We start from the raw sequence: 1,543 nt of genomic DNA, 5'->3' as shown, positions 1-1,543 counted from the left end.
ATGTACGCGCGTACATTATATATATAAAAGAAGAAAAAGTATGAAGCAACAAGTAAATCTCGAAATCATGCAGTTTGTGGAAACACAAATCCTGCCCAAATATACAGAGTTTGGCGAGAGCCACGGATTGCGCCACGTGACCCGTGTTATCAGAAACGCCCTGAAACTCATACCTGTAACAGGTGCCGACATCGACATGGTTTATATCGTTGCCGCCTATCACGACCTGGGAATGAGCGGTCCGCGCGCCATCCACCACCTCACCAGTGGGAAAATCCTTCAGGCTGATGCCCGTCTGAAGCGCTGGTTCACTCCCGAGCAGATTAAAATCATGAAAGAAGCCGTGGAGGATCACCGCGCCTCCTCCAGTCGCCAGCCCCGAAGCATCTATGGCAAGATTGTTGCCGAAGCCGACCGCGACATCGATGTTCACGAAATCTTTCTTCGTGCCATCGAATACGGAGAGGAGAACTATCCCGGAAAAGGAAAAGAAGAGCAATGGCAGCGGTTCGCCGACCACATGGACGAGAAATATTCCCGCAACGGCTACATCAAGCTCTGGATTCCTAACTCACCCAATGAGAAGGCTCTGAAAGAGCTGCGGAATATCATTGAAGACAAGACAGAACTCAGGAAATATTTCGAAGAAATATACGAAGAGCTCAGGAAAAAGAAGTCTTGACCCTTGAGAGAAACAAGGAAAAGGGAGTTCTGACTTTTGATAAAGAAGATTTTTCGAAAAAATCAGCAGAAAGATTTGGTAGTTTCAAAAGATTGCATTATCTTTGCAGTATAGAAAACCCAAAGACTTCTATCAATAGATGATAGCCTATGCTATGTCTATTCGACAAAGATATAAGGGTCGTGTCGGTTCGATCGGGATACTCATCAAATTACACTTATGAAACCGAGAAGACTTCTCTTGCCTATGGCGGGCCACATAAACTGACATGTCAACTAAGCTGCAAAGCCGGTGGATTACAAAAGCGGAGAGCTCTCAAATGTTTATGACATTCGGAGTTTCATCACATCATCGAGCGACCCTTTCCTACAGGAGGCAGATTTCCAATAATTGGTAAATCTGCCTCCTTTTTTGTTGACAAAGTCAGCTTATCCCCTATAAATCCTCCCAAAAACAAGAAAAAACAAGAAAATATGCATATTTCTTGAAAAAAGTTTCAGAAAAATTTGGTGGAACAAAAAAAATGTAGTATCTTTGCACCCGCATTTGAGAACGATGCTTGTTGATTTGGCAACAATATCCGATTGGAAGGTTGGGTGAGTGGCTGAAACCACCAGTTTGCTAAACTGACGTGCGGGATTACCGTACCGGGGGTTCGAATCCCCCACCTTCCGCAAGCGGAGTTCAAGATTGCATCGTTGGTCGATTCATCTAATGGTTAGGATACAAGATTCTCAATCTTGGCATAGGGGTTCGATTCCCCTATCGACTACCTGGTTAAATAAGTTAAATTTGTTGTTCAAGTCTGCACAAGTTGTGAAACCAAAGCAGACTAATTAAAATGGTCGATTCATCTAATGG

General features: G+C 43.9%; 1 protein-coding gene and 2 tRNA genes. All 3 read left to right on the top strand.

Annotated elements, in window-relative coordinates:
- The first annotated feature begins 40 nt into the window (after positions 1-40).
- The 3 genes from DW830_RS15400 to DW830_RS15390 all read left to right on the top strand — a co-directional run bounded on the left by DW830_RS15400 (position 41) and on the right by DW830_RS15390 (position 1,454).
- Entirely contained in the window at positions 41-682 is a 642-nt protein-coding gene (locus tag DW830_RS15400) for an HD domain-containing protein (protein ID WP_119250485.1), read from the top strand.
- A 586-nt stretch (positions 683-1,268) separates the two neighbouring features.
- A tRNA-Ser gene (locus tag DW830_RS15395) sits at positions 1,269-1,356 on the top strand.
- Between the two features lie 26 nt (positions 1,357-1,382).
- A tRNA-Glu gene (locus DW830_RS15390) sits at positions 1,383-1,454 on the top strand.
- Positions 1,455-1,543: the final 89 nt, after the last annotated feature.

This window comes from Prevotella sp. AM34-19LB (assembly GCF_003468525.1).
GTDB lineage: Bacteria > Bacteroidota > Bacteroidia > Bacteroidales > Bacteroidaceae > Prevotella.
The sequence above is the reverse complement of the archived record's forward strand: the minus strand, read 5'-3'. Positions and strand labels throughout refer to the sequence as shown.